Origin of the sequence: Pseudoalteromonas sp. LC2018020214, assembly GCF_016598755.1 — a bacterium.
Taxonomy (GTDB): domain Bacteria; phylum Pseudomonadota; class Gammaproteobacteria; order Enterobacterales; family Alteromonadaceae; genus Pseudoalteromonas; species Pseudoalteromonas distincta.
Genome location: NZ_CP066804.1, coordinates 2,402,225 through 2,423,706, shown reverse-complemented (window position 1 = coordinate 2,423,706; position 21,482 = coordinate 2,402,225). Strand labels below are relative to the sequence as shown.

The following is a 21,482-nucleotide window of genomic DNA, read 5'->3' as shown; positions in this document are numbered from 1 at the left end:
ATGAAGCCAATGCTAAGCACTAAGTTTATTATCTTGAGTAGTTTTTTTAGCTTACTAATAGCGTGTAGCGATACTAACAATGCACGTGAGTGGTTACTAAAAAATGATAATTTGTATTATAAAAATACAGCTGTTGACTGGCGAATTGAATCAGTAAAGGACTGTAATACATGCGTTATAAGCCAAGATGTTGTTTATCAGCCTGAAGGTATTAGTCGTTATAATACGTTAATGCAGAGTAAGAATTGGGTCGCGGTACATGAACTAAGTAAAATCAATGTCATTCGTTTAAAGATGCCAGACCAAACACCTTATTTATACGTAGAGCGTGTAAAAGGTCAAATACTAAAGCTGTTTGATCAGCATCAAAACTACAGTATAAAAATTGGTGAAGTTACAGCCGTTAATATTAATAATCAGCGCTTTAGTATTTTGATTAAAAAATTTGAAGAAGTAGATAAACAAAGCGATGCATTACCAAGGCGTGCATTGCTTGAGTTTATTGCTTTAAAAATAGATTAAAAAGCACCTTAGGTGCTTTTTAATCTAGGGTGCGGTGTCCTTCGAATATTGAAAAGTCAGCAACCTTTTAATTAACTGCGATATTTTGGACGATAGTTATCTACCCATAAACGTGTTGCGCCGCACACTGCGACTGGCATAACTATTAAGTTTATAAAAGGGATAGCAGTTAACAACATAACAGCAAAACCAAATCCGTATGACAAACCTTGCTTAGATTTTAAATCGTCTTTCATTTGCTTAAAGTCAATTTTATGATTATCAAACGCATAGTCTTCGTATTGAACTGCGTACATCCAACAAGTAAACAACACCCATAGTATTTGACCAATGACCGGTAAAACCCATAACAATATAAAAAAGCCAATTGCGCGAGGAAGGTAGTAGCATAGTTTTGTCCACTCACGGGCAAGCATGCGAGGTATATCTTTAACTAGTTCGGCAAAGCCGTCATCGTTAATTTTTTGACCTGTTAGGTAAAGCTCAACTTTTTCACTCAAGAGCGCATTGAAAGGGGCTGCAATAAAATTAGTGATAACTGTAAAGAGCATACTGTAGCTAAACAAAACAACTAATACAGCAATAGGCCACATTAGCCACTCTAACCAGCTTAACCACTCGGGGAGCATGTTGTTTATGTAGCTAAAACTATCACTTAACCAGCCAACTAAAAAAAACAGCGAGCTACCAAACAGCAAAATATTAATTAATAGCGGAATAAGGACAAAACGCTTTAGCCCTTTTTGGCTAATTAATTTAAACCCCGAAAAAAAGTATTCCATACCTTGTGTGATCTGCACTGTAACCTCAAAAAATATTTACCATTACTTATAGTATAAATAGCTTAAAAATTTTGAACAGTACTTTTAAGTAACAAAGTGTTAGCTTTAATATTGTGGTTTTGTTTATATAGTAACAATAGGTGTTCAGTAATATGCAACTATGATTATTTAAGACAGGCCCGATTATTTTTTGCCAATAAAATAAAAAACTTACTAATCATGACTATACTGAACTTTACTGCGTAAGAAAAAAGCGCTTGATTAAAGCTTTTGTTGTTTCAATGTGTATAAATAATACGGGTAAAGGAAAATGGGTACGGATAGGTTAAAAAAGTTATTATCTCACCAGCAAGGCATTTTATCTAAAATTGCATTAGGGGTACCTTTAAGTGAGGTGCTTACTGAAATTTGTTCATCAATCGAGCAGATTATTGATGATGAATCCGCTAGGTGTTCAATCTTATCAGTTAAAGGCCAGCAGCTTTTTCATTGCGCAGCTCCTAATATTCATCCAGAGTACTGTAGTTTGCTTAATGGAGTCTATATAGGGCCAAAAGTGGGCTCATGTGGTACTACTGCATTTTCGAAATCGCGCACTATTGTTGAAAATATCGAAACTTCACCGCTGTGGGAGGACTTTAAAGACTTAGCACTAAAGTTTGGTCTTAAGTCATGTTGGTCAACGCCTATTTTTTCAACTCAAGCCGATTTATTAGGCACCTTTGCTATCTATCACAGCACTCCTAAATCACCATCAAAGCAAGATTTAGAGTTAATCGATTTTTTTGTGCACTTTTCTAGTATCGCTCTTGAAAAAAGTAACGAATTTAACAAAGCAAAACAGCTTCTCGCGAATTTACAGCAAAGTAATGAAAAGTTTAAAGCCTTCACTAAGGTAATGCCCGATCTCATCCTTATTTTAAGTGAAGAGGGAATTTATACCGATGTGTATGGTACCTCTAATGAGTTACTGCTTGATTCAAGCAAGGACCTTATTGGTCAAAGTGTTAAGGACCTGCTCTCCCAAGACGATGCACAAATGATAATGGACGTTATTAAAAAAACACTCTCGACTAACGAGACGCAAATTTTTGAATATGAATTAGCTGTACCAAAGGGCAATATAGTTTTTGAAGGCAGGGCTGCTGCATTAGATCATTACCACCCCAATAGTCCTACAAAAAGGCACGTAGTATGGATGGCCAGAGATATTTCAATAAAGAAAAAGGCCGAACAAGAAGTACATAAGCTTGCCTTTTACGACCCATTAACGAATCTTCCAAATAGAAGAATGCTTAGCGACAGATTAAGCATGTGTGTGGAGAGTGTTAAGCGAGATAAAAATATAGGGGCGTTATTATTTTTAGACCTAGATAATTTTAAGCGTATTAATGACTCACTTGGGCACAGTGCGGGTGATGAAGTACTTGTGGAATTATCAAAAAGGTTAAGCGCAATAATAAAAGGATCTGATACGTTGGCCAGAGCGGGTGGCGATGAGTTTATTATTTTACTAAAACACGTTGGAGAAAATACACAGCAGGCGAGCATCAAGTGCAAAATAGTAGCCAAAGAGATTCAAAGAGCTTTTCATGATAAATTTGAAGTGGGCAACCTTGCATTTCAAGTAAGCTGCAGCATAGGTATTTGTCTAATTGATAGCGTAAATGCGCAGGCAGGCAATATATTAAAATTTGCAGACACGGCTATGTATCGTTCTAAAAATAAAGGGGGGAATAGCAGTAGCTTTTACGATCCAGCCTTACAAACACTGCTTGAAAAACAAACTGAACTAGAAACCGATATAGTCAGAGCGATTGCATCTGATGAGTTTTGTGCTTATTTTCAGCCTCAGGTAAATACGTATGGTGATGTTATTGGTGCTGAAGCACTCATTAGGTGGAACCATCCTCAAAAAGGGTTAATAGCGGCAAACGAATTTATACCAATTGCAGAGCAATACGGGCTTATTCAAAAACTACAAAATATTGTTTTACATGATATATGTATTTTAATAAACGAACTTAAAGCAGATAACATAATTGACGACTCGTTTAGTGTTTCAATTAATATTAGTCAAAGCCAGTTTAATTCATCAAATTTAAAAGGAGAGCTGTTTAGCACTATCAATAAATTTGATATTCGAGCGCAGCAAATTAAGTTAGAAATAACTGAGTCAATGCTCTCAAGCGATATAGATTATACAATTAGACAAATGAAAGAACTCATTGCCGCTGGCTTTTTATTTTCGATTGATGATTTCGGAACCGGTTACTCCTGCTTAGCGTACTTAAGTGCGTTTCCTGTTAAAGAATTAAAAATAGATAAAAGCTTTATTGATAAAATTTTAGATAGCACGGTTGGCTTTAATATTGCGCAAACAATTATCAGCCTAGGAAAAAGCTTAAACTTAGAGGTAGTTGCAGAGGGCGTAGAAACAACAGAACAATATAACTTACTTAAAAAAATGAATATTGACGCCATGCAAGGCTACTTAATTGCAAGGCCGATGGATAAAGAAGGCTATGCAAAATGGCATAGCGCTAATACCAATGCGCAATAATACTTGAAGACTACTATTTATTAATTAGTAATAACCTAGCAAAATTTACACACTTGCTAGGCCACTTTTGCTCTTTTAGCTGGTGAAATGTTATAACTCATATGCTAAATAAGGAGTAAAGATTTTTTAATTAAACAATGCTAAGCTATGACCGCTTAAATATATTATTTAAAGCTTAATAAACTTATAACAATGAATGGAAGCTTTATGCAGTTAGTCGATTTGAACCCGAATGATCCCGACGTGGTAAATGTATTTGATGATATAGACCGACTTATAAACTCTTTATATCCTGTTGCTACCGCACAGTCTCTGGAGTTAAACGAATTAACCTTACCTAATGTGTACGCTATTGGTTTAAAAACTGAAGAAGGTATTATTGCCTGCGGTGCGATTGTAGAGAAATTTGATACTCAGCCTTATGGCGAAATAAGACGTTTATATGTAAAACCAAGTCATCGTGGTAAAGGGCTATCAAGACGTATTATGCAGATTTTATTGCATCAAGCTGGCGAAAAACAAATCCCGTTAATACGCTTAGAAACAGGCCCAAAACAAATAAAATCAATCAATTTATATGAAAATTTAGGCTTTAAACGCTGTAGCAGTTTTGGCTCATATGTAGATAATCCACAAAGTGTTTTTATGGAATTAGGGCTTAGTAAATAAGTTCATTAACGCTGCGACATGTTAAAGCTTAATGTGTCGTAAATATCTGCCTTCATTATTATCTTGTAATAAAAGTCATACTCAAACTAGTAACTATAAAAGCAGCTTTTATAGTGATGCAAAAATACTTCACTGTTTTTAACACCTGTCTTCGTATAAAATCTGCCTCGATAATTAGTGACTAACTTACAAAGCGAGAATTTTTATCTTTTCTAAAAGTAGCAATAAACAAATGAGCGAAATAACAGTAGTAACCCACAATGGTAATTTTCATGCAGATGACGTTTTTAGTATTGCGGTACTTAAACATGTTTTGCCAACGTTTAAATTGGTACGCACACGCGATAAAGCGCTTATAGAAAGTGCCGACTACGTAATAGATGTAGGTGGGGAATACGATCCTGAAACTAATCGCTTTGATCATCATCAACGTGGTGGTGCAGGCGAGCGAGAAAATGGCATTCCTTTTTCATCATTTGGTTTAGTGTGGAAAAAATACGGCTTAGCACTGTGTGATGATAACCAGGCCGTTGCTGATAGAGTGGATTCAGGCTTAGTTTCAACTATTGACGCCATTGATTGTGGTCATGTTGAAGGTGTATCAAAAGGGATAAGCTTGAGCCAAACAATTTCAATGTTTAACCCTACATGGGAAGAAGAAAGTAACTTTGATACCTGTTTTGATGAAGCCGTTGAATTTGCAGCTCGCATGCTCATTCGTTTTATCGCCTCAGCTCACGGTAGTGTTAATGCAAAAGAGATTGTCGCCAAAGCAATTGAAAATGCAGAAGATGCTAGAGTAATCGTGCTTGAAAAGTACACACCGTGGAAAAAAACAGTGCATATTTTATCAAGTGAGGCGCTATACATGGTTTACCCATCGCATTCTGGGCAATGGATATTACAAACAGTACCCGTTGAGCCTGGCTCGTTTGAAGATAGAAAACCGCTTCCTAAAGCTTGGTCTGGTTTATCTGATCAAGCGTTTGTAGACGAAACCGGTATTGATGATGCAGTGTTTTGCCATAATGGTTTATTTATAGCGGGCACTAAGTCGTTTGAAAGTACAATGAAACTTGCCACTATGGCGCTTAGCGAATAACAACGCACTAAGCATAACAATTTATATAGATTGTTATGCTTGTTATTTTATCGCGGAGCATTATGTTTGAATTAAAAACAATCGCACTTTTTACTATTACAGCCTTAGCAGAAATAGTGGGTTGCTATTTGCCCTACCTTTGGCTTAAGCAAGATAAAAGCATTTTACTTTTAATTCCAGCGGCTTTAAGTTTGGCACTATTTGCATGGTTGCTATCTTTACATCCTACTGCTGCCGGGCGTGTGTATGCAGCTTATGGCGGCGTATATATTTGCGTTGCGCTATTATGGTTATGGGTTGTTGATGGCGTAAAGCTTACTATATGGGATATTATTGGTGGTTTAGTTGCACTGCTAGGTATGGCAATAATTATGTTCGCCCCAAAGTCTATTTAATTCAAATGCATGCCAAAGCTTACTCATAATGAAATTACCCTTGAACTACCCGAAAGCCGATTTTTTGAAGATATGTTTGGGGTAGACTATCCAGGTTATCTCCCTTATTGGCTTGCCTATATGAGCCCAAAAGAGAGGCAAGAGTACCTCCTAGCTACAAAATCTGAGTATATGGATATAGTTGATGAAATGTATAGCGAAAGTTTTAATTGGCAGGAATGGCTACCTTACCCTTATTAAAACATCGCAAATTGTAATACCAAACCAGCACTCATATTTTAATGGAATAAAAGATTGAATATTTTATACCTTGTGATTATTTTTATATTTATAGCAGCTAGCTTCCTATTTTTTGCATTTTTAATTTATAGACTACCAAAATCCCAGCAGCAAAAATGTATTGAAGGTGAAATTGTATTTGTTTTTATTGATAAAAATACATGTTTTAGACACTTTCTTGAAACTGTTATTTTAAGAAATAAAGTAGTTACTTTAGCTGATAATAATACGGCCTTTTATGTAAGTGCAAATGACTATAAAAAACTCTGGGAAGTTAGCCCACATAAATTATCTACAATAGGTAATACTTACAAGTTGAGGTTAATTACTACGACTTTACTGTTTGGTGGGTATGGTTTATCTACGGTTGAAAATATGACAGAGATAGATAAAAAGCCAATAATAGTTAAATAAAGAGCCAGTTATACAATACTCATAAGTAGTTGTGAGTGGTTATTGGTGCTGGTGGATGTAGGCTAAGCGTTTTTGACGTGCAGTTTTTATTCACTTTGCAGAATACATAGGTATTACTTGGCCACAACACGTTGGCTCAACTGTGAGTAATTGAGGTGTTGAGAACGCCTTGCTCTAATCCATCAAAAGTAAATTTTATAAACAAAGTAACTCAAGATGAATTTTATTGAATGAGCTAATTCATTTTTGCTAATAAAATTTATAATGAGTCATTTAAAAACAGCCATTTTTATAACTTTTCTTATCTTTAATAATCATCAAAGTCCTGTTTTATATATGCTAGCGGGCAATAGTTGTTTGGTTATTTTTTTAACATCAAAAATCACTCGTTACGAGCAAAAATACTTGTTGGACTTGAATCTCTATTTTTCTTTTAATGCGCGGCACTAGCCGAGTCGGCATTAATTAAATAAAAGAGAAAGATAAATGAAAGAAACAACATCACTAGAACAAGCTCGTACGAGCTACAATGTTCGTCATTGGAGCCAAGGTTTTTTTGGTATTAATGATCAAGGTGATGTGTATGTTGCACCCAAGGCTCATGCACCAGAGCAAACCATTGCATTAACAGATATCGCAAAGCAACTTCAAGATAAAGGCTTAAGCTTACCTGCTTTAGTTCGTTTTCCGCAAATTTTACACCATCGTGTACACAGCTTATGCGGCGCATTTAATACTGCGATTGAAAACTATGGTTACCCTAAAGACTACCTATTAGTTTACCCAATAAAAGTAAACCAACAACGTGAAGTGGTTGAAGAAATAGTAGCAAGCCAAGCACAAGTAGAAAAAAAGCAACTTGGTTTAGAGGCAGGCAGCAAGCCAGAACTACTTACGGTACTAGCACTGGCTGAAAAAACCAGCGCTGTTATTGTATGTAATGGCTACAAAGATAAAGAATACGTACGTTTAGCACTTATTGGCGAAAAGCTAGGTCATAAAGTGTATATCGTACTTGAAAAGCTTTCTGAGCTAGACATGGTACTTAGCCAAGCAAAAGAGCTTAACGTAAAACCACGCATTGGTATTCGTGTACGTTTAGCGTCGCAAGGTAAAGGTAAATGGCAAGCGAGTGGCGGCGAAAAATCAAAATTTGGTTTATCTGCATCGCAAGTTTTGCATGTAGTTAATCGTTTAAAAGACGCAAACCAGCTTGATTTACTCCAGCTAGTACATTTTCACTTAGGGTCACAAATGGCGAACATTCGTGACGTACGTTTAGGTGTAAGCGAAGCTGCGCGTTTTTACTGTGAGCTACGTAAACTAGGCGCAGAAATTGATTGCCTTGATGTAGGTGGCGGTTTAGCTGTTGATTACGACGGCACACGTAGCCAGTCGCATAACTCTATGAATTACAGCTTAGCTGAATATGCAAATAACATTGTGTACACCATTGGTGATACATGTAAGCAATATGAGCAACCAATGCCGACTATTATTTCTGAGTCGGGTCGTGCGCTTACGGCGCATCATGCTGTGCTTATTTCTAATGTTATTGGTACTGAAAGTTACACGCCAGAAGAGTTAGTAGCTCCAGCGGCAGATGCCCCCCTGTTATTAAAAAATATGTGGGCATCGTTTGTACAGTTAACTGATTTAACGGATGACCGTGCATTAATTGAGATTTATCACGATAGCCAAGGTGACTTAGCTGAAGCGCATAACCAGTTTGCACTCGGGTTACTTGATTTATCGCAACGTGCATGGGCTGAACAAATTAATATTCGTATTTGTTATGAACTCAACAAGCACATGGATAATAAAAACCGTTTTCATCGTCCGATTATTGACGAGTTAAACGTACGTTTAGCCGATAAGTTTTTTGTAAACTTCTCGTTATTTCAATCGCTTCCAGATGCATGGGGCATTGATCAAGTGTTTCCGGTATTGCCATTAAGTGGCTTAACTGAAGCGCCAAAAAAACGTGCCGTATTACTTGATATAACCTGTGATTCAGACGGCGCACTTGAGCATTACGTAGATGGACAAGGTATTGAAAGTACACTACCAGTGCCAGAGTTTAGTGCTGATAAACCTTATTTAATGGGATTTTTCTTGGTGGGTGCTTATCAAGAAATTTTAGGTGACATGCATAACTTGTTTGGCGATACGCACAGCGCAATTGTTAATATGGATGAGCAAGGCGTTGCAAGTATTACCGAGATAAACCAAGGTGACACTGTTGCCGATATGATGCGCTATGTACATTTAGATGTTGAAAGTTTTCAGCAATCATACGAGCAGTTAGTAAGCACTAAAATTGAAAAACACGAACAGCAAAGCGTTTTAGACGAGTTGCAAAGCGGCCTTGATGGCTACACTTATTTAGAAGAGTTATAAGCAATGTCGACTTTGTTTGGTCACGCAGATCACTCATTGTACTCAAATGGGATGACGTTTTTACGTCGTCCTATGGTGCAAAATATTAATGCAATTGATGCAGACGTAGTCGTTTTAGGCTTACCGTTTGATTTAGCGACATCGGGTCGCCCTGGTGCACGTTTAGGTCCTGATGCGATTCGTCGTGCGTCGGTTCATTTAGCATGGGAAGACACTAAGTACCCGTGGACGTTCCCGTTGTTTGAGCGCTTAAAAGTGGCAGACGCAGGGGATTTTACTTACCCTGTTGGCGACCCTGAATATTTTACTGCGCAACTAGAAATGGCTGCTGAGCAAATACTTCGCCAAGGTAAAACGCTATTAGGTTTAGGGGGCGATCACTTTGTGACGCTTCCGCTATTACGCGCTCATGCAAAAATACATGGCAAAATGGCGTTAGTGCACTTTGATGCGCACACAGATACCTATAGCAACGGCTCGCGATTTGATCACGGCACTATGTTTTATCATGCACCAATGGAAGGGCTGATTGATGTTGAGCACAGTATACAAATAGGTATTCGTACCGACTTTGATCAAAGTAAACATGAGTTTGCTGTGATTGATGCAATGCAAGCCAACGATTTACATGCAAATGATATTGCAGCGCAAATACTTGAACGAGTAGGTGACCTACCTGTTTACTTAACGTTTGATATTGATTGTTTAGACCCTGCGTTTGCGCCTGGTACAGGCACTCCTGTGTGCGGTGGTTTAACGTCAGATAAAGTACTTAAAGTACTGCGTGCGCTAAAAGGCATAAACATGGTAGGTATGGATGTGGTAGAAGTATCACCTTCGTACGACCAAAGTGAGCTTACCGCTATTGCCGCAGCAACCATTGCGAGCGAATTACTGCATTTGTGGACGCATAAAAACAAGTACTAATTATATAACTTAAGTACTACAAAAAAGGGTATGCGCAGGCATACCCTTTTTTTATTTAGAGGTATCGATTATTCAGCAGCTTAATTTCCTTTAACCAAATAACGCTTAGCCCAATAAGAGGCAGGTTAGTAGTTACAGGGTTAAATGCTTCAATAAGCAATTGTGGCTGCACTGCAACTACAGCGAGTAAAAGGCCAATTAATGCTAAAACATTTAAAATTACTAGATATTTATTTTTATAAAATACAAATAAACACACGCCAAATATAATTTCACCAATTCCCGCTGAACGTGTAATTAAATCAGACACCTGTTCAGAATAGCCCGCACTGCCAGTCATTAATTTTTCAAGCGGTGCTACGTGATAAAGCTTTGGGAAAAAGCCATGATATATCCAACTTAAACTCACTATGTAGCGAGCAAGTTGAATATAACCGCGATTATTTCCTAGCATTGTCAATACGCTCTTGTGCACTTGGGTGGCTAGATAAGTACTCTAAAAAGTCATTTACTTTTTCGAGGTGCTCGTTTTCGCTGGTATGGCTTTCTTGTAGGGCCTCTATTGCATCAGCAAAGTCATTACTCGAATACCCAAGCGACTCTAATTGAATGAGTGCAAAGGTATCTGCCTCGCGTTCCATATCTCGTGAAAACCCTTGCTGAGCAAACGATGCACCCGTACCTAATGCAACCTCTGCAACCCCTTCTAAATCACCAAATACAACCGCTAGCACAATCGTACTTGCGGCAGATTGTGCTGTAATACGTACGCTATGTTGATGCACTACATGACCCATTTCGTGTAGTAATACCGCTTTTAGTGCATTGGGTTTATCGGCAAGTAAATTTGCTAAATCATCTGTGACCACGATACGGCCATGGGGTAGTGCAAACGCGTTAGCACCAAAGCTGTCTGATTTATAAAACGATAATCTATAAACCGATTGATCAAGCGATAACGCATTAAGCATACTTGTAAAATGTGCTTGTACTTTAGTTTGCTGCTCTGCGGGCAGCTCACTTGGGTCAAGCGCAATCTTTTTAATAAGTGTAAAGCTTTGCTCCCCCATTTGTTCCACAACATTACGTGGCAGAGTATCAACACTGTAAACAGCAATGGCAGGTACCGCTTTATAAAGTACTAACCACATAAAAAGTGGTGTAAATATGACTGCGGCTAAAATTGCCCATTTACTTTTTTCAAGGCGCTCCATTATGTGATGGTTATTTTCTTTAAATGGCCATCTGTAACTTACATCTTGAGGAATAAAACGACTGCCATCTTCAAAGTTTAGTTCGTCAGCAAGTCCTGCCATCCCCGAACTTAATTTTAGACTTGAGATTGCGTGGCGAGCTATAACGTGTTCATCGTTGATAACCTCAATGTGTGTGTCGCTAATAGTGGCAACACACACTTGATAGTTACTCGATGCTATGGGGAAAAAATGTCCCTTTACATGCATGGTGAGCTCTTAAGTTAGAGAAAGGTCAATATCAAATACGTTTGCAGCTTCTTCAGCAAACGATGATTGCTGTTCTTGCGCGGTATCAATTAGGTTTAATGCACCAGGATAAATAGTGACGTTAGTTACATCAGCGAGCATTTTTGATGTACGTACTTTTGTCCATGGGTATGCAAGCCCTAAAGAAAATACAATAGCCAACATATTAGTTAATAGTAAAACAGCGAAAGGAATTGGTTTTAGCTCTGATTTAAATGTAGCAACGCCTTCAAAATGGCTGTTATCAAAAATGTGATTTCTAATAGCGGCGTGCCATACAGCAGAAACAATGGCAATCATTAGCACATAGGCAATCATCATAAAGATAGGAAGCATAACCATAGCTGCAGAGTTTTCTAAATTTTGTTGGTTTTCAATATCTACTAAGTTGAGGCCAAATAATCCTAAAATCCCCATAAATACCACCATGGTGATAGAGCTCACTACAAAGCAAATAAGCGCTGTGAGGTAATAGGTCTCGCCTTTTAGATTTACAGTAAGCGGTTTGTCGCCATAACTAATATTGCTATGTATATAGCTATCAATACGCTTTATAACGTAAGGCATTAATAAATAAAGCGTAAATATGCTTGCAATAGGTAAAAGTATAAAGTTAACAAAGGCTTCGCCATAACTGCCTTTAAAAGCAAAGCGAACATTACGATGGCGGGTCATACGCAGATTAAAACGTAAACCTTGGTTAATAATCCATGGCATTAAAAAGATAAAACCAAGAGCAATAAACAGGCCTAAAATAGGCATAAAGCTAATAGAAAATGTATAAATAAAAAATACAACAACCGCTAAAATCCGACCTTTTAAAATTTGTATTGGTGTTGCTAAGTAGTCAAAGCTATGACCATCTATACGGGTGTGGCCGTAAAAATAGCGATGCGTACGTACTTTAGCCCACGCCGAATATATGCCAAGCGTAATAACGCTAAGTAATATATTTACAATCCAAATTCCAAAAAACTCACCGCCTTTACCACTAAATTGCACTTTTCCGCTAAAAATTGGTTCAGCAGGCTCATTTATTGGTGGGGTTGTTTCAGATGGGGTAGGGTGTATTGATTCCATTAAATTATATCCATGTTGTTTTTTTGTTAATTTACCCATTTTTAGTGCAAAACTCAATGTTTATAATTATCCAACCCTTCTGCAAGCAGCTATAAATAGGCGTTTTAAGTATTAAGTTGAATACTCTAATACTTTTTTATAAATAAACCTCGCTGGTTTATGTATTTGGCTGGTAACTGGGGTCTTTAGCTTTTTAATATGCGATTTAGCTACTATACATAGTTAGTGCTGCTTAAATGTAATGGCATTAATTATGTATTAAGCACACCTACGTACAATTAAGCTAATTGATTTATATGCCAAAATAATAGATTGTAAGAGTAGTGCGGATGTAAATTTATTTAGGTTTTACAGCTTTTATCACCGCTTTAAATAACATTAGGATATTTATTATGTTTCAAGCAGTCGTGTTAGGGGGATTAGAGTTTAGCCCGCTGATTGTTTACTTCCCAATTGCATTTATTTTAACGGCGTTGACTCGTTTTGCTTTGCATCGACTAGATTGGCATGACCGTATTTGGAAAGTGGCTTGGTTTGAGGTGTCACTATTTGTTTGTTACTTGGCACTCGCCGTCTATTTATACCAATCTGTTTAATTAATTGAGCTATTTTGAGGCAAGAAAACCGTGTCGATAACAAGGCAAAAATTTCGTTATTTAGTTGTTCTATATCAGAAGTTTTTAACACAGTTAGCGTCAGGTTTAAGCCCTCAAATTACTCAATTATTATTGCGGGTTGGTATTACTAAGTGGAAGATAAATTGAATGATTAAATATCTGCGTATTACTTTTACTATCTTGGTTGTTATAGCTGCGGTCTTTGCTGGGCGTTGGGTATGGACTGACTACATGCATACTCCTTGGACGCGTGACGGGCGTATTCGAGCCGATATTGTCACGGTTGCTCCAGACGTGTCGGGTTGGGTAACTGCTTTAAATATTAAAGATGGTCAAAACGTACAAAAAGGCGAAGTACTTTTTAATGTTGATAAAAAGCGTTATCAAGCAGCGCTTGATAAAAGTAAAGCAAACACAGAAAACGCATTGTATACATGGGAACTTGCCAAACACAAATACGAAAGACGTGTTGAGCTAAACACTCAACAGGCAATTAGTGAAGAAACGCTAGAATCCACTCGTATTAATACTAAAATTGCTGAGGCAAATTATAACCTAGCCAAGACAGAGCAAACAATTGCGCAGTTAAATGTTGATAGAACTAAAATTGTTGCGCCTGCATCAGGGCAAATAATTAATTTGAATTTACGCCAAGGTAACTATGTTGCTCAAGGCACACCTGTTTTTGCTATTGTTCAGTCAGATTCATTTTATGTAACGGGTTACTTTGAAGAGAGTAAAATACCGCTTATTTATCCTGATCAAAAAGCTAAAATAGCCCTTTTAAGTGGTGGTAAGCAATTAACAGGGCATGTAGTGAGTGTAGGTAAAGCCATTGCAAATACGAATACACAAAGTAACGGTCAGCTTTTACCACAAGTACAACAAACATTTAATTGGGTACGTTTATCACAGCGTATACCTGTTGATATTAAGTTAGATTCATTGCCCGAAAATACACAGCTTAGCGCAGGAATGACCGCCACTATACATCTCGCTACACGTTAAGGGGAATACAGTGGGCGTTGTATTACAAAATTTGTTTTTTCCTAAAAAACAGGCAATTATTTTTGCGACTAAGGGCGTTATAGCCATGGTGATGGCGCTCACTATTGCTATGTCGCTTAATCTTGAAAGGCCTTATTGGGCGTTAGTCTCGGCTATTTTTTTGCAATTACGCCCGCAAAGCGGATTGGTTATTGAAAAAGCAATTTGCCAAATAATAGGCACCATAGTGGGCGGTTTATTTGGCATATTGCTTTTAACTCAGTTAATTCTCTACCCTTATTTAGCGCTCGGTGCACTGGCATTATGGTTGGGGGTAAACTCTGCGTTATCGGCAATGGTACGCCAAGCAAACTTTGTTTATGCGTTTGCTATGGCAGGTGTAACAGCCGCCATTATTGTGCTTTTAGTCATGGTTACTCCGGCAATGGTAAGCAGTCAAAGTATATTTGATATTGCACAAGCGCGAGTAAGCGAAATAATAATAGGGTCTGTATGTGCTGGGCTTGTGAGTCATCTATTTTGGCCTGTAAAGGTTAAACATTTACTGCAAACACAAGCGCGGTCGGTTATAAATCAAACGTTACATTACTTAGTTATTGAGCTTGATTCTAAGGGCTCTCACGAAAATCGCCACCAGCAAATAGATGGCATTATGGCAACATTGGGATCAATAAACGAAGATTCCAGCGCAGTAAGGTACGAAGGACCAAAAGGTCCAGGGCGCTCGCGTGCTGCAAATCAGTTGTCGCAAAAAGTACTTTCTTTATTGGCCTTAATTCAAATAATTGGCCGCCTACAGCGAAACCACGAAGACCTTATTACACCTACTTTAGATAAATTAATAAGTAAACTTAAACAAGTATTTGCGCAAATTAAAGAGTCTGACGATTTTGATTACTGCGCTGAACAAGTTAAAACGCTGCGTAAAGAGCTAACCGACTATAGAGCAAATACGGTGTGTGATTCGCCATTTGAATCTCACATGCTCAATGTGAGCTTAGAAGTAGCAGCCGACTTAACAATTTTACTACGCGCATACAGAGCGTTAGAAGAGCGTGATAAAACATTATTAAATGCACCCAGTATGCTTACATATCGCGACCCATTAGCTGGCATAATTGTTGGATTTAGAACTGCTTTGGTGTTTTCTATCGGCGCATTTATTTGGATTAATACAGGCTCTTCTGCTGCATTATTAATTATGATTTTACCGGTCATATTTTCGATAATGTTGGCGAGAATACCGTTAGCTATTTTACAGGTGGTAATAAAGCGTTTATTGGTAGGCGTGGTGGTCGCTGCTATTGTAACTATTTTTTACGCACTCAATTTATTATCACAAAGTGGTGGGCAATTAGAAATATTGCTACTTGTATTAGCAGGGCCTTATTTTCTGGGTTTACTGCTGCTAGCTGATCAACAAACATTGCCATATGGCTTGGGGTTTTGTATCCCATTTACGATTTTGGTAAGACCCAGTACCGATATGAGCCTTGCGTTTTCAATCGATTACACACTTAGCTCTGCAATGGCAATTTTTGCGGGGGTGAGTATTTTATTTTGGATTTTTCAGTTATTCACAGGTCCGAGTGTACAATTACTTGTTCATCGTGTTTTTAAGGCCACTTATAAAGATTTACTAGAAATAAATAACCATCCAACCCCAAGTATTTGGTATAACCGCCGCATGGCCGATAGGTTAATTCGCCTAACTAATTACGATCAAGGTTCACACTCACGCGTAATTACTGATCTTGCACTAACCGCTCTAAATTTAGGGCATGCGTCGGTTCGATTAAACTCAATTTGTGAAAATTTGGCTGGTAATACAAAGCTAAAGTATTTAAATGAGTGGCAGCGTACATTAGCCGATGCATTTATGTTGGCAACCAAGGGCAAGTTTAATAATAAGTTTAAGCAAGCGTCAGATAATCTTTATGGGGAATTGGCTCAGACGGTTGACGATTCAAATCAATTAGAAGCAATAAAAGGCATGTTTATTCGCATTAATCTGACCTTTGAAAGAAGTGCGAGTAAGATAAATTAGCCCCATTCGCTGCTTTTCGAGTTCAGATGTTATAACGAAATCTGTTATACTTGCTGGATAATTTTATGGGGCTGTTATGATTTCAAAAAACCAACTCAAACTTATTCGCCAACTTGGCCAAAAAAAGTACCGAAAGCAATATAATCAATACCTTGTACAGGGTGAGAAAAACGTACTTGAGTTATTAAACAGCCCATTAAATGTGGTTAATATTTTTGCTACAAACGAATTTATAAATGCGTACCAACGTAAGTATCCGCAAGCTAACTTTATAGAAGCTGATGAAGAGACCCTCACCAAAGCCAGCACGCTAGTTAGCAATAATGCAGCCATTGCTATTGTTGATATGCCAAAAGCAGCTTTACCACAAGCAAGTGGCTTAATACTCGCACTTGATGGCGTATCAGACCCTGGTAATTTAGGCACAATAATAAGAGTGGCAGACTGGTACGGTATTAAACATATAGTAACCAGCACCGACAGCGCAGACGCTTACAACCCAAAAACAATCAGCGCCACGATGGGCTCATTTGTAAGGGTATCGGTAAGCCAAGTAGATTTACCTGATTACCTACAGTCTTTAAATTTACCTGTTTACGGTGCTTTTTTAGATGGGCAAAGCGTGCATAAAACCCAATTTACGGGCTCAGGCGTTTTACTAATGGGCAGTGAGTCGCATGGAATACGCGAGACATGTGCAAAGTTAGTAACTAATAAAATCACCATCCCCGCTTTTGGTGGTGCAGAATCGCTTAATGTGGCAATGGCGACCGGTATTATTTTAGATAATTTTAAACGACAAGCTTAACAATTTAACTGTTAATGAGTTAAATTTTTTGTAATCAATAACAATAATAATCGGTAATAACAATAAGATGCGCTTAAGCACTATTAAATTAGCGGGCTTTAAATCGTTTGTAGAGCCCACTAAAATTCCATTTCCTGATCAAATGACGTGTGTTGTTGGCCCCAATGGCTGTGGCAAATCTAACGTTATTGATGCAGTACGATGGGTGCTAGGTGAAAGCTCTGCTAAAAACCTGCGTGGCGACGCCATGACCGACGTTATTTTTAATGGCTCAACTAATCGAAAAGCCATATCACAAGCCTCTGTAGAGCTTGTTTTTGATAACGATAAAGGAAGTCCTTCAAACACATTTGCCGATCGAAACCAAATTGCTATTAAGCGTTTAGTAACGCGCGACGGACAGTCACTGTATTTTTTAAATGGCAGTAAATGCCGTAAGCGCGATATTACCGATATATTTTTAGGCACCGGTCTTGGTCCACGTAGTTACGCAATTATTGAGCAAGGGATGATCTCGCGCTTAATAGAAAGTAAACCACAAGAGCTGCGCGTATTTTTAGAAGAAGCCGCTGGCGTTTCTAAATACAAAGAGCGCCGCCGCGAAACACAAACTCGTATAAAGAGCACTCGCGAAAATCTTGAACGTTTGTTAGATGTGCGTAAAGAACTACAAAGCCAGCTAGATAAATTGGCTGTGCAGTCGGTTGATGCAAAAAAATACCGCGAATTAAAAGCACAAGAACGTACGCTAAAAGGCCAAATTGCCGTTTTAAAATGGCAAAAGTTACATCAGCAGCAACTTGAAAAAAGTGCCCAAATTAAAAAGCTTAATGATCAAATTTTGTTTTTTAAAACCGCTAACTCAGGGCATGACGATGTACTTGCAAGCTTAGAAGGGCAAGTACAAGCTCAGCAAGATAAACTAAGCGATGCACAGCATCAGCAACATGTAATACACACAGAGCTTACCCGGGCTGAGCAACAACAAATCAATGTAAAGCAGCAAACCCAAACGCTTAAACAAAGTTTAATTAAATTACAGCAACGCCAAATTCAAAGTGCTGAGGTAAAATCGCAGCAGCAAATTGTGTGCGAACAACTCAACGAAGCCCTGCAAGAGGCAAGTGAAAATGCCTTAATATGTGAAGAGCAAGTTAGTGGGTTAACGCATGAACTTGAGGAATTATTAGCACTTAAGCAGCGCCACCATACTCATTGGCAAGCTTTGTGTGAGCAACAGCAACAGCTTAATAATAACGTGCAACTACATAGTAGTCACATTAAACAAACTCAGCAGCAAATAAGCCACGTTAACGAGCAAATTGATCAGTTAACTGTTCAGCTTAGCGAGCTACAAAGTAGTGATGTAGAGCAACAGTTAATACAGCAAACACAGCAAACACAAACATTAACTCAAGAACTTGCCGCTAAACAAACAGCACATACGAAGTGCACTGCTAAGCTTGAAATGCAAAATGAGCTTGTTAATAACTCACAAACACAATATTCGACGCTCACTCAAACAATAAACGAGTTAAAAGCCAGTATAACGGGGCTTAAAAGTACATTAGGGCTTGATGAAAAAAGTGAACGTACTAATGGTTTGTTTAATCAGCTAAGTGTTAAAGAAGGCTTTGAGCTTCTAATAGAGCAAGCACTTAAATCTTTAGAGCACTTAAATGTAAGTGAGCAGCAAGCTGATAACAGTGTGTGGCCAAATAGTGATAAAAGCATGCCAACAAATAGCTTAGCTACATATATAACAAGCGGTGTTTATCCAGAGCATTTAGCACGTATTGCTTATAGTGAAAGCGGTGATTTAGAAATACTAAAAGATAGTTTTTATACAGCTGTTATGGATAAAAACGGTGCTTTATATGGTCGTAACTGGCATGTAAGTGCCGAATGTAATGCAGAAAACTCATTACTGTTAAAGCATAAGCAATTGCAGGATAAAGCTCAGCAGTTAACTAATGCCGAGGACGAGTTACAACAAGTAACACACACTCGTGACGAACATACAGCTGAGCAAATAAAATTAATTAACGAACAAAGCGAGCTAAAAGAAGCCATACATGAGCTTGCGCAAAATATAGCAGTAGCCAGTACGCGCAACGATATGCTCAAACAGCAAGTAGCGCACTTTAAGTTACAACTAGAAAAGCTACAACAACAAAAACAGCAATTAACAAATCAGCTTTTACAATTAAATACCGTGCTTGATGAGCAAGTAGCGCAATTTGAAGTGATGAATGAGCAGCAACTTAACTTAGCGGATGAAGTAGACGCTGCAAATAGCTTGCGCTCACAAAGTGATAAAAGTTATAGCGAAGCATTAAGCATGCTTGAGCAATATAAAACACAAGCACATAAGGCAACGCTCTCAGAGCAAAAGGCACGCAGTGAATGGCAGTTAAGCCAAACCAAATTGAGCCATGCAGAGCAAGAGCACGTTAGTGCATCAGAAGGTGCGCAAGAACTACTTAGTGAAATAGAAGAGCTGCTGATACCAGAGCAAGAACTTAGCGATGAAATTACGCAGCTCTTAGCACAGCATCAAAAAGGTGAGCAGGCATTAGTATTGCTACAAAAAGAATTAGCTCAGGCGAAAGAGAGCTTAAACACTAAGCAAATAAGCCTTAAAAATTCACAAGGTGAGCTGGTGGGCTTGCAAGAGCAGCACCAAAAGCTAACAATTGAAGAGCAAAGCTTAGTAATAAAAGCGCAAGTTGCGCTTGAGCCATTAGAAGAGTTGAAACAAAGCTTAAAAGCAATACTTGATGAATTACCAGATTCATTAAATTTGAGTGCAGCGCAAAATCAGTTAACCGGATTTACTAATCAGTTAGATAAATTAGGTGCAGTAAACTTAGCGGCAATAGAAGAGTTTGATTTAGCCAAGGCACGTAGTGATTATCTTGATAATCAATTAGATGATTTAACAAAAGCGTTAAGTACCCTTGAAGGTGCAATTCGTAAAATTGATAGTGAGACCAAAACACGCTTTAAAGCGACGTTCGATCAAGTTAACGAAGACTTTGCTGAGCTATTTCCTAAAGTTTTTGGTGGTGGGAGCGCGTATTTAGAATTAACCAGTGACGATTTACTCGAAAGTGGTGTTAGTATAATGGCACGACCACCGGGTAAGAAAAATTCAACAATTCATTTGTTAAGTGGTGGAGAAAAAGCGCTGACCGCATTATCATTAGTGTTTTCTATATTCAGGCTCAATCCAGCTCCTTTCTGTATGCTGGACGAAGTAGATGCACCACTAGATGATGCCAACGTTGTGCGTTTTTGCCGTTTGGTTGAAGAAATGTCACAATCAGTGCAGTTTATTTATATTAGTCATAATAAAATTGCGATGGAAATGGCTGGTAGATTAACAGGTGTTACTATGGCAGAACCTGGCGTATCGCGTATGGTTGCTGTAGATATAGAGCAAGCTGTGCAACTTGCACACGCATAAATTTTTATAACAAGTGTATTAGTTTTTCATTAATATACAGGTTTTAGGCATATCAAATAATAAAAGGTGAGGGGATGGCCGAACAATTAAGATGGGTTTTAATCGTTATCAGTGTAATTGTCATTGGTGGTTTATTAATACATGGATTGTGGTCAGTTAGAAAAAAAGACCGCCCAGAAGTATCGGATAATGAACGGGTTGAGCCATTACAACAAAGCGCACCAGCTTCATCTAAACCGTTTCGTACTGAGGCTGAGCCAAAAGAGCCAATGCAAGACGAACGTGATGAGCCACAATTTGGCGAGCTTAACTTTGATGCAAATGAGCCGCAAATTGATACAAGCGTGCCAGAAACACCGATTGAAGATGACTTAGAAATAGTTGATGATCTTGAAACAAAAGATCAAAGTGCTGAAGAAGCGCCTGCTCAAATGTCTGACTTTGTTATTGTGCATATTCAAATGCCAGAAGAGCTTAGTATGCAGGGCAGTAAACTATTACCAGCAGTTAATACTTTAGGTTTTAAATATTCTGAGGAAGGCTTTTTTAATCGCCACTTAGATCCGGCTGGCCAAGGCCCTGTTTTATTTAGATTAGTAAATATGTACAACCCAGGTACGTTTGATATTGATAATATGGAACAATTTAGTACCGCTGGGGTAAGTTTATTTATGACGTTACCGTGCGACGGCGATGGTCTAGCGGCATTTAATATGTTGCACAGCGCAGCTAAAAAGTTAGCGGATGAATTTGGTGCACAAATTTTAGATGCTGAGCGAAATGAAATGACAGTAGAGCGCATCAGGCAATATGTTGAACAGGTTCGTTCTTTTTCAGCGTAAATAACGCATACATTATATTTTTATAAGCCACTGGACGGTGAATCGTCAAAGTGGCT

The 21,482-nt window shown here is 38.2% G+C and carries 18 protein-coding genes; 14 read left to right on the top strand and 4 right to left on the bottom strand.

The genetic code is table 11. The features are described from left to right. Positions 1 to 522 carry a hypothetical protein gene (locus JG479_RS10670; RefSeq protein ID WP_200219254.1) on the top strand — a complete coding sequence of 174 codons (522 nt, stop codon included), beginning with the start codon at positions 1 to 3 and terminating at the stop codon, positions 520 to 522. 71 nt (positions 523 to 593) lie between these two features. On the opposite strand, the gene cysZ is transcribed toward JG479_RS10670, so the two are convergent. After that, positions 594 to 1,304: a sulfate transporter CysZ gene (gene cysZ, locus JG479_RS10665; RefSeq protein WP_182671383.1), complete on the bottom strand. Its 711-nt coding sequence runs from the start codon at positions 1,302 to 1,304 to the stop codon at positions 594 to 596. Positions 1,305 to 1,614: 310 nt separating this feature from the next. Here cysZ and JG479_RS10660 point away from each other — a divergent pair, with 310 nt between their 5' ends. The 7 genes from JG479_RS10660 (at position 1,615) to speB (ending at position 10,053) form a co-directional block, all read left to right on the top strand. After that, positions 1,615 to 3,867 (top strand): sensor domain-containing phosphodiesterase, encoded by a 2,253-nt coding sequence (locus tag JG479_RS10660; RefSeq protein WP_200219252.1) that lies wholly within the window; start codon positions 1,615 to 1,617, stop codon positions 3,865 to 3,867. Positions 3,868 to 4,074: 207 nt separating this feature from the next. Next, positions 4,075 to 4,536, top strand: a complete 462-nt coding sequence (locus JG479_RS10655) for a GNAT family N-acetyltransferase (protein ID WP_002958569.1) — start codon at positions 4,075 to 4,077, stop codon at positions 4,534 to 4,536. 232 nt (positions 4,537 to 4,768) lie between these two features. Next, positions 4,769 to 5,638 carry an MYG1 family protein gene (locus JG479_RS10650; protein WP_193226058.1) on the top strand — a complete coding sequence of 290 codons (870 nt, stop codon included), beginning with the start codon at positions 4,769 to 4,771 and terminating at the stop codon, positions 5,636 to 5,638. 62 nt (positions 5,639 to 5,700) lie between these two features. Beyond that, a complete protein-coding gene (locus JG479_RS10645) occupies positions 5,701 to 6,033 on the top strand; it encodes a YnfA family protein (RefSeq protein WP_200219244.1) in 333 nt (110 codons plus the stop codon). A 294-nt stretch (positions 6,034 to 6,327) separates the two neighbouring features. Then, entirely contained in the window at positions 6,328 to 6,726 is a 399-nt protein-coding gene (locus JG479_RS10640) for a hypothetical protein (RefSeq protein WP_039489380.1), read from the top strand. 486 nt (positions 6,727 to 7,212) lie between these two features. Next, on the top strand, positions 7,213 to 9,126 hold the full coding sequence (gene speA / locus JG479_RS10635) for a biosynthetic arginine decarboxylase (protein WP_024593856.1): 1,914 nt from the start codon (positions 7,213 to 7,215) through the stop codon (positions 9,124 to 9,126). A gap of 3 nt (positions 9,127 to 9,129) precedes the next feature. After that, positions 9,130 to 10,053 (top strand): agmatinase, encoded by a 924-nt coding sequence (gene speB, locus JG479_RS10630; protein ID WP_007583987.1) that lies wholly within the window; start codon positions 9,130 to 9,132, stop codon positions 10,051 to 10,053. 55 nt (positions 10,054 to 10,108) lie between these two features. Here the strand turns inward: speB and JG479_RS10625 are convergent, their stop codons facing one another. Genes JG479_RS10625 through JG479_RS10615 form a run of 3 tightly spaced genes read right to left on the bottom strand, consistent with a single transcriptional unit; the run spans position 10,109 to position 12,635 of the window. Further along, complete coding sequence (locus JG479_RS10625) at positions 10,109 to 10,507, bottom strand: DoxX-like family protein (protein ID WP_200219241.1); 399 nt, start codon at positions 10,505 to 10,507, stop codon at positions 10,109 to 10,111. Then, positions 10,494 to 11,516: a M48 family metallopeptidase gene (locus tag JG479_RS10620; RefSeq protein WP_024593854.1), complete on the bottom strand. Its 1,023-nt coding sequence runs from the start codon at positions 11,514 to 11,516 to the stop codon at positions 10,494 to 10,496. The genes JG479_RS10625 and JG479_RS10620 overlap by 14 nt, the downstream gene beginning before the upstream one ends. 9 nt (positions 11,517 to 11,525) lie before the next feature. Continuing rightward, entirely contained in the window at positions 11,526 to 12,635 is a 1,110-nt protein-coding gene (locus tag JG479_RS10615; RefSeq protein WP_002958576.1) for a YjgN family protein, read from the bottom strand. Positions 12,636 to 13,027: 392 nt separating this feature from the next. Here JG479_RS10615 and JG479_RS10610 point away from each other — a divergent pair, with 392 nt between their 5' ends. The 6 genes from JG479_RS10610 (at position 13,028) to zipA (ending at position 21,426) form a co-directional block, all read left to right on the top strand. Continuing rightward, the gene (locus JG479_RS10610) at positions 13,028 to 13,231 is read left to right on the top strand and encodes a DUF1656 domain-containing protein (protein ID WP_024605434.1); all 204 of its coding nucleotides are present in this window, start codon (positions 13,028 to 13,030) and stop codon (positions 13,229 to 13,231) included. A 168-nt stretch (positions 13,232 to 13,399) separates the two neighbouring features. Further along, positions 13,400 to 14,260 (top strand): efflux RND transporter periplasmic adaptor subunit, encoded by an 861-nt coding sequence (locus JG479_RS10605; protein ID WP_138489375.1) that lies wholly within the window; start codon positions 13,400 to 13,402, stop codon positions 14,258 to 14,260. A 10-nt stretch (positions 14,261 to 14,270) separates the two neighbouring features. After that, a complete protein-coding gene (locus JG479_RS10600; protein WP_200219238.1) occupies positions 14,271 to 16,307 on the top strand; it encodes an FUSC family protein in 2,037 nt (678 codons plus the stop codon). 76 nt (positions 16,308 to 16,383) lie between these two features. Then, entirely contained in the window at positions 16,384 to 17,115 is a 732-nt protein-coding gene (locus JG479_RS10595) for an RNA methyltransferase (protein WP_200219228.1), read from the top strand. A 67-nt stretch (positions 17,116 to 17,182) separates the two neighbouring features. Then, on the top strand, positions 17,183 to 20,584 hold the full coding sequence (locus JG479_RS10590; RefSeq protein WP_200219224.1) for a chromosome segregation SMC family protein: 3,402 nt from the start codon (positions 17,183 to 17,185) through the stop codon (positions 20,582 to 20,584). Between the two features lie 74 nt (positions 20,585 to 20,658). After that, the gene (zipA, locus tag JG479_RS10585; protein WP_024596342.1) at positions 20,659 to 21,426 is read left to right on the top strand and encodes a cell division protein ZipA; all 768 of its coding nucleotides are present in this window, start codon (positions 20,659 to 20,661) and stop codon (positions 21,424 to 21,426) included. The last annotated feature ends 56 nt before the right edge of the window (positions 21,427 to 21,482 follow it).

Excerpts from the sequence above, each read along its gene's own strand:
- JG479_RS10670 (WP_200219254.1), top strand. The coding sequence starts at position 1 with ATGAAGCCAATGCTAAGCACTAAGTTTATTATCTTGAGTAGTTTTTTT.
- cysZ (WP_182671383.1), bottom strand. The coding sequence starts at position 1,304 with ATGGAATACTTTTTTTCGGGGTTTAAATTAATTAGCCAAAAAGGGCTA.
- JG479_RS10660 (WP_200219252.1), top strand. The coding sequence starts at position 1,615 with ATGGGTACGGATAGGTTAAAAAAGTTATTATCTCACCAGCAAGGCATT.
- JG479_RS10655 (WP_002958569.1), top strand. The coding sequence starts at position 4,075 with ATGCAGTTAGTCGATTTGAACCCGAATGATCCCGACGTGGTAAATGTA.
- JG479_RS10650 (WP_193226058.1), top strand. The coding sequence starts at position 4,769 with ATGAGCGAAATAACAGTAGTAACCCACAATGGTAATTTTCATGCAGAT.
- JG479_RS10645 (WP_200219244.1), top strand. The coding sequence starts at position 5,701 with ATGTTTGAATTAAAAACAATCGCACTTTTTACTATTACAGCCTTAGCA.
- speA (WP_024593856.1), top strand. The coding sequence starts at position 7,213 with ATGAAAGAAACAACATCACTAGAACAAGCTCGTACGAGCTACAATGTT.
- speB (WP_007583987.1), top strand. The coding sequence starts at position 9,130 with ATGTCGACTTTGTTTGGTCACGCAGATCACTCATTGTACTCAAATGGG.
- JG479_RS10625 (WP_200219241.1), bottom strand. The coding sequence starts at position 10,507 with ATGCTAGGAAATAATCGCGGTTATATTCAACTTGCTCGCTACATAGTG.
- JG479_RS10620 (WP_024593854.1), bottom strand. The coding sequence starts at position 11,516 with ATGCATGTAAAGGGACATTTTTTCCCCATAGCATCGAGTAACTATCAA.
- JG479_RS10615 (WP_002958576.1), bottom strand. The coding sequence starts at position 12,635 with ATGGAATCAATACACCCTACCCCATCTGAAACAACCCCACCAATAAAT.
- JG479_RS10610 (WP_024605434.1), top strand. The coding sequence starts at position 13,028 with ATGTTTCAAGCAGTCGTGTTAGGGGGATTAGAGTTTAGCCCGCTGATT.
- JG479_RS10605 (WP_138489375.1), top strand. The coding sequence starts at position 13,400 with ATGATTAAATATCTGCGTATTACTTTTACTATCTTGGTTGTTATAGCT.
- JG479_RS10595 (WP_200219228.1), top strand. The coding sequence starts at position 16,384 with ATGATTTCAAAAAACCAACTCAAACTTATTCGCCAACTTGGCCAAAAA.
- JG479_RS10590 (WP_200219224.1), top strand. The coding sequence starts at position 17,183 with ATGCGCTTAAGCACTATTAAATTAGCGGGCTTTAAATCGTTTGTAGAG.
- zipA (WP_024596342.1), top strand. The coding sequence starts at position 20,659 with ATGGCCGAACAATTAAGATGGGTTTTAATCGTTATCAGTGTAATTGTC.